Source organism: Longimicrobiaceae bacterium (assembly GCA_035936415.1).
In the GTDB taxonomy this organism is placed as follows: domain Bacteria; phylum Gemmatimonadota; class Gemmatimonadetes; order Longimicrobiales; family Longimicrobiaceae; genus JAFAYN01.
In genome coordinates this window covers 1-6,810 of record DASYWD010000376.1, presented here as the reverse complement: position 1 = coordinate 6,810, position 6,810 = coordinate 1, and the positions used below count along the sequence as shown (strand labels likewise).

The 6,810-nt window shown below is 72.8% G+C and carries 5 protein-coding genes; 3 read left to right on the top strand and 2 right to left on the bottom strand.

Annotated elements, in window-relative coordinates; all coding sequences use genetic code 11:
* The first annotated feature begins 236 nt into the window (after positions 1-236).
* Entirely contained in the window at positions 237-2,639 is a 2,403-nt protein-coding gene (locus VGR37_15225) for a polysaccharide biosynthesis tyrosine autokinase (GenBank protein HEV2148755.1), read from the top strand.
* A gap of 62 nt (positions 2,640-2,701) precedes the next feature.
* Positions 2,702-3,484, top strand: a complete 783-nt coding sequence (locus VGR37_15220; GenBank protein ID HEV2148754.1) for a polysaccharide biosynthesis/export family protein — start codon at positions 2,702-2,704, stop codon at positions 3,482-3,484.
* 21 nt (positions 3,485-3,505) lie between these two features.
* Here the strand turns inward: VGR37_15220 and VGR37_15215 are convergent, their stop codons facing one another.
* The gene (locus tag VGR37_15215) at positions 3,506-3,778 is read right to left on the bottom strand and encodes a hypothetical protein (GenBank protein ID HEV2148753.1); all 273 of its coding nucleotides are present in this window, start codon (positions 3,776-3,778) and stop codon (positions 3,506-3,508) included.
* Between the two features lie 350 nt (positions 3,779-4,128).
* Here VGR37_15215 and VGR37_15210 point away from each other — a divergent pair, with 350 nt between their 5' ends.
* On the top strand, positions 4,129-4,992 hold the full coding sequence (locus VGR37_15210; protein HEV2148752.1) for a GAF domain-containing protein: 864 nt from the start codon (positions 4,129-4,131) through the stop codon (positions 4,990-4,992).
* On the opposite strand, the gene VGR37_15205 is transcribed toward VGR37_15210, so the two are convergent.
* Positions 4,941-6,563 (bottom strand): hypothetical protein, encoded by a 1,623-nt coding sequence (locus VGR37_15205; protein HEV2148751.1) that lies wholly within the window; start codon positions 6,561-6,563, stop codon positions 4,941-4,943. The genes VGR37_15210 and VGR37_15205 overlap by 52 nt on opposite strands.
* Positions 6,564-6,810 lie beyond the last annotated feature (247 nt).

Here is a 6,810-nt window from a genome sequence, read left to right as displayed (position 1 = left end):
CGCCCCGGGCGGCGCGAAACCGCGCCCCGGAGCGGAGGTTGCGCCGCTCCAACGGGTGTGTGGCGCCGGTGCAACAAAACCCGGCGGCGAGCCGCGCCGGGGTGCCGTGCGCGCCCGGGGAATGCGGAGCGGTGGCGCGGGGATCCGCCCTGCGGGGTGCTGCGGCCCCCGGCTTGCTCTACCCCCCATCGATCCGGCCGTCTCTCCCAACGTCGCACGACACACGTTCCCGGCCCATGCACAGCGGACCTCCCTCTCGATACACCGAGCCTTCGGCGGAACTCGTTCCGCTCGACACGCAGCCCGCGGCCTTCGGCTTCCGCCCGGACGCGGCCGTGGAGCCCGCCGCGAACCCGCTCCGCCGCTACCTGTCTTCGCTGAAGCGGTACAAGTGGATCGTGCTGGGCGTGGTCGCGCTGGGGACGGCGGCCGGCGCCTTCGCGACCCGCTTCGTCCAGCCCGAGTACACCGTCCGCTCCACCGTGTGGATCGAGACGGAGGGCAGGGGGGCCGCCACCAGCGGGCCGATCCGCTCCGCCGGGCTCCTCCAGGCGAGCGCGTGGGTGGAGCTGCTCCGCTCCTACGCGGTGCTCGACCACGTGGTGCGCGAGGAGCGGCTCTACCTCCAGCCCGGCTCCCCGGCGGACGCGGAGGCGCTCGCCTCGCTCACGCTGAAGGAGCAGTTCCGCCCCGGCGAGTACAGGCTGACCGTGGACAGGTCCGGCCGGAGCTTCCGCCTGGCGACCCGCGATGGCGCCACCGTGCAGGAAGGAGCGGTGGGGGACTCCATCGGGAGCGCGGTCGGGTTCAGCTGGCTCCCGCCGCGGCAGCTGCTCACCCCGGACCGGACCGTCAACTTCACGGTGGTCACCCCGCGCGACGCCGCGGTGGAGCTGAGCCGCGCGCTCCGCTCGTCGCTCACCGACAAGGAGGGGAACTTCCTCCGGCTGGAGCTGGACGGCACCGACCCGCGCAAGATCACCTCCGTCATCAACACGCTCACGGACCGCTACATCAGCGTGGCGGCGGAGCTGAAGCGGGCCAAGCTCAAGGAGACGGCGAACATCCTCCAGGAGCAGCTCGCCTACGCCGCGAACAACCTCCAGCAGGAGGAGGGGTCGTTCCAGGGCTTCCGCGTCCAGACCATCACCATGCCGTCCGAGCGCGGCGTTCCCGTGGCGCCGGGCGTGGCCATCACGCAGGACCCGGTCTTCCAGAACTACTTCCAGCTCAAGCTGGAGAAGGAATCGATCCGGCGCGACCGCGACGCGATCGCCCGGGTGACGCGCTCCGGGGGCGGCGGGCTTCCGCTGCACTCCCTGGAGGCGATCCCCTCGGTGCAGCAGTCGTCCACGATCCGCGCCGCGCTCGCGGAGCTCACGACCAAGGAGGCCGAGCTCCGCGCCATGCGCACCAAGTACACGGACCTGTACGATCCCGTCCGCCGCCTGCAGGGCGAGGTGGAGACGCTGGAGCGGAGCACCATCCCCGGGCTCGTGTCGGGGCTGAACGCCGAGCTGGCCGCCCGCGAGGCCGCCATCGACGCGCTGATCGGCTCCGCCGCCGGGCAGCTGCAGCAGATCCCGCCCCGCGCCATCGAGGAGGCGCGCCGCGAGCGCCGCGTCGCGAGCGCGGAGCAGCTCTACAAGATGCTCCAGCAGCGGTACGAGGAAGCGCGCCTCGCCGAGGCGACCACCGTACCCGACATCCGGGTCCTGGACCAGGCGACGGTGCCGTTCAGCCCGTCCAAGGACCCGCGCATCCAGCTCTTCCTGCTCTTCTCGCTGGGGAGCCTGGGGCTGGTGCTGGCCGGCGTGGTGGCGTTCGACCGCTTCAACCCCAAACTGGTGTACCCGGAGCAGGTCACCGGCGGGCTGGGGCTCCCGGTGCTGGGAGCGATCCCCCGCGCCCGCAAGCACCTGGACACCGGGGTGGGGAGCACGGCGCACCTGGTGGAGGCGTTCCGGAGCCTGCGGCTCAACGTGGTGCACGCCACCGGGGCCTCGGGGTCCCGGGCGCTGACGGTGTCCAGCCCGGGGAGCGGCGAAGGGAAGTCCTTCGTCACGGTGAACCTGGCGCTCTCCTTCGCGGAGCAGGGGCACAGGACGCTCCTCATCGACGGCGACCTGCGCCGGGGGACGCTGCACCACCTGCTGAACTTCAACCGCAAGCCGGGGCTCACCGACTACCTGCAGGGCACCGTCCCCGCCTCCGAGATCGTGCAGACGACGGCGTACCCGCACCTGGACGTGATCGGAAGCGGGACGCGGACGCAGGCCGGGCCGGAGCTGCTGGGGTCCGAGACCATGGCGGAGTTGCTGGCCGACCTGCGCTCGGAGTACGCGGTAATCCTGGTGGACAGCCCGCCCATGGGCGCGTGCGTGGATCCGCTGGTGCTGGGCACCCTCACGCGGGACATGCTGGTGGTGCTCCGCACCGACGTGACCAGCCGGTCCATGGCCGAGTCGAACATGGCCATGCTCGACCGGCTCCCCATCCGGGTCCTGGGCGCCGTGGTCAACGGCACGCTCCCGAACGGCGTGTACAGCGCCTACGAGTACCTCCCGGGCTACGAGGTGGCGGACCTTCCGGACGACCGCCTGGGCTCGGGCGAGGTTCGTCAGCTCCAGGGCGCCTGATCCCCGGCGGGGCGGCCCGCCGAACTCCAAACTCGCGCACCCGATTCGGGCAGGAGCGATCGATGAAGCTGTTCCGGCTGTTGGCCCTGGCCTCCCTCCTGGTCGCCGCGGCGGTCCCGGCGCGGGCCCAGGGCACGGTGAACTGGGACCCCAAGCGGGTCCACGTGACGCGGCAGGACCTCCAGGAGCTGCTCACGGAGTACGAGCAGCTCCTGGCCTCCTCCTCCCACAGCGGCCAGTACAAGGAACGCATCCGCGTGGAAGCGGAGGCGATCCGGACGCGGCTCCGCGACGGCGACGTGCAGGTGGGCGACCAGGTCGCCGTGTTCGTCGAGGGGAACCAGGAGCTCTCCGACACCTTCACCGTGCGCCCGGGCCCGGTGCTGTTCCTCCCCACCATCGGCGACGTCCCGGTGGGCGGGCTGCTCCGCTCCGAGATGGGCGCCCGGGTCGCCGAGCACCTGGCGCGCTACATCGTGGACCCGGTCGTACGGGTGCAGCCGCTCATGCGTGTCGCCGTCGCCGGGCAGGTGGGCTCGCCGGGGTTCTACACCGTCCCCTCGGAGTCGCTGATCTCGGACCTGTTGATGGCTGCGGGCGGACCTACCGGGACCGCGGACCTGCGGAGGGTATACGTGGAGCGGCGCGGGGCCAAGCTGGTGGAGGGGGAGGTGGTGCAGCAGGCCATCTCGGAGGGGCGGACGCTGGACCAGATGAACTTCCGCCCCGGCGATCAGATCCACGTGCCCCAGGTGCGCCAGCGGGTGCTGAACAATCCCTGGGCGATCACCCAGGCGATCGGCGCGACGGTGGCGCTGGTGGGCCTGATCGCGAGGGTGCTGTAGCCGTACGCGGCTGCAGCGTTCTCACCCGGCGGGTGGGGGCGGCGCGTCGTCTCCCCTTACGGCCTGGGCGAGGAGGTCGGCCCAGTACGGCTCCAGCGAGGCGACGCCCAGCAGCTCCTCGGTGAAGCCGTTCCCGCGGAGTGCGTGCCGGACGATCACCCCCTCGGCGAAGTGCGGGTGCCGGTGCCATCCTTCCGGGTCCCGCTCCACCATCCGGCGGTAGCCCTCTCTGGCGTCCTCCGGGAGCCAGGCCCGGAGGAAGCTCACCACCTCCTCCCGGATTCGGGGATCCATCGCGTCCCTCCGGTGCGCAGTGCCGCCAGGCTCGCCCCGCTCCGGGGCCCGGCAAGTCGCGAACCGCGCCGGAGGGGCGGTGCAGTTCCCACGGGAGGTCAGTTCGCGCCAGCAAGCGCAGCCCGAGGTGCGGGTCGTCTGCCCCGAACTGTTGTTGCACTCCCGTTACACTTACGGCGCGGACGCGGCGGCCGGACGGCTGCTGCCCAGGACAAATCGTTGGCGGAGAAGGCCATGGCCCACATCGCCCCCGGGCTTCCGCGCGGCACGGGGGGTGCACCCCGCCGGTCCGTGGGCGTGCCGGTCCGTCCCGCGCCCGCCACGTCCGCCGAACCCCGGAACCCGTGCTCATGCGCGCAGACACCTGCCTCCCCGTCCCCGGCGTCTTCCTCCCCTCCGGGAACCGGGAGCGGCCGGCGAGCCCCGCATTCCCGATGGACGACCCCGAACAGCTACCCCGTGCCGCCGCAGACGAGGTGCCGGGGGCGGCCGGCGGACTCGACCAGCTGATCCGTCTCGCCGCCCTGACGCTGGGGGCGGACGTCGCAACCGTGTCGCTGGCCCGTTCCGAGGGGCTGGTGCTGGAGAGCGAGGTCCGGCTCCCCGACCTGCGGGCGACCCGACGCAGCCGGCCGCTCGCCACCTCGCTCGCGCGCTACACCCTCGACGCCGACGAGCCCCTCGTGGTCCACGACGCGCTCACCTTCCCGCTCGACCCGGAGGTCACCTCCCTCGCCGATGGGTTCCGGAGCTATGCGGGCGTCCCGCTGCACTCCTCCGGGTCCGGGGTGCCGGGGACGCTCAGCGTGGCGGGGTATGCGCCGCGCGACTGGACCCCCGCGGAGATCGAGGTCCTCCGCATCATCGCACGGACCATCGTGGCGGAGATCGACCTGAAGGAGGAGATCCGCCGCCTGGAGCGGGCGCGTGAGGAGCAGGCCATCTCCGAGCGCCGGAACGCGCTGCAGCAGCTCGCGCTGGGGCTCCGTCACGAGCTGAACAACGCCCTCGCCGGGCTGATCCTGGAGGCCGAGCTGCTCGCCGGGGGCGGCGCCGGGTACGAGCGGTACCGCGAGGCGGTGGCCTCCATCCAGGGCCAGGTGTGGCGCATCCACGACGTGCTGCGGCGCCTGGACGACGTGGACGCGCTCCCCACCAAGCCCTACCTGGATTGCGGTGTCATGATCGACCTGTCGGAGCAGGGCCGGACCTGAGCCTCACCGGCACCGCAGCCGGCCGGGTGCGCCGAATCGGCGTGGGGGGTGGCGGCGATCCGGAAGAGCGCAAACCCGGGGTTCGCGTACACAGGCCGGAAGCTCGCAGGGTTCCGCTCCACGAGCGCCCGGGCATCGTCCTGGCCGGTGCGCACCACGACGTAGTCCATTCCGCCCCGGGCCAGGTACGCCAGAGAGGTGCTGTCGTCTGCCCGGCGGGGTGGAGGAGCCGCCGATCTCCCCGCGAAGAGCGCGAGCGCTCGCGGGCGACTCGCGATGAACCGGTCTTCCGGACCCGTGTGGCTCCGGACGTACCGGTACAGATCCGCCGCGTCGCCGCTCGCGGTGCCCACCCAGGAAGGGTGCCGGTGGACGTCGGACAGTCCCACGACGGTCTGAGCTGCCACCACTGCCGCGACCACGGCCACCCCGGCACGGCCAGCGCGCCCGGCATCCCGCGCCGCGCGCGACGCGCCCAGCACCGCGTAGACGACGTACAGGGGAAGGATGGGGACGAGGTAGCGCGCGATGGTCGCCGGCCAGAGGAAGGCCGCCGCGAAATAGGCGAGGAAGAAGACCTCCGGGGCGGACGGACGGCGGATCCTCGCGAAGAGGCCGATGGCGGCGAGCACGGCCGTGGTGACGGCGAGCGCCTTGGCCGTGGCGAGGCGCAGGCCGACGGCGGCGCCGTCGCCCGCCCACAACGACGCGAGCGCGTACGCCATGCGCCTGACGCGGTCCGCGCCGGGCAGGAACAGCGAGCTGCCGTACGCCGCGGCGAGGTCGCGGATCTGCTGGTAGTACCCGGCCCCGGGTGGGACCAGGAGGAACTGGGCTCCCAGCGCGAGTCCCGCGAGCACCGCCCCCACGAGGAGCACGCCCCGCGGCCGCCTGGCGCGCAGGAGGAGCACGACGGCCCAGGTGGGGACCAGTACGAGCCCGATCGTGCGGGTCGCCACGGCAGCGAGGACTGCTGCGGCCGCGGCCAGGGTCCAGGGCACACGCCTCCCGGGGGGAAGGTCCGGGTCGGCCGAGCGGTCGATCAGCAGGACGGCGGCCAGGCAGAAGAAGGTGAACGGCAGGTCGGGAAGCAGGTTCTGCCGGAAGCGCCAGAGGTACGGGTGGAGGCCGACGACGGCGATGGTCGTGCCGACCGCCACCGGGGCGAGGTCCCGGCGGGCGAAGCGTGCGACCAGGAGCAGAATGCCGGCGAAGGAGGCGGCGACCACGACCTTCATCGCCAGGAAGTCGAGCCCGAACGCCGCAAACACGGGAGCGAGGAGGAGCGGGAAGCCGAGGGGGTAGGTCGGAGGGCTGTACCAGGGGTTCAGCGGATTGTACAGGTAGCCGGTGTCGCCATAGGGGCGCCCCTCCAGCAGGTTGCGGGCGTGGAGCACGTACAGAGCCCAGTCGTCCCCGAAGTCGGGCCCGGGGCCGTTCGTCAGGGTCGCCAGGTGGACCAGGGCGATCAGCGCCATGAGCAGGGTCGGGCCGTGCCGCCGCGGCCGCGCCCTTTCCCTGATGAATTCCAGGAGCTTCGGACCGGGGTGGCGGTGCTGCGCGGATCTCATGGCGGGGCCAGCGGACACGGGAGAAGACGGCACCGCACCACGTCCGTCGGCTTGTCCATCGGGTAAGCGGCTACCGGTCGCGCGGGACGACGACCCGGCTCCGGGTGACCGCCGGCTCGCGGGTGCTCCGGATGGGGCGGGTCTGCACCACCTCGCCCACCGGGATGCCCAGGAGGATCGGCTCCGGCCGCGGCTCACCCGGTGCGGCAGCGGGCGCCGCGGCGGCGGGCGGCGCCTGCTCCCGCAC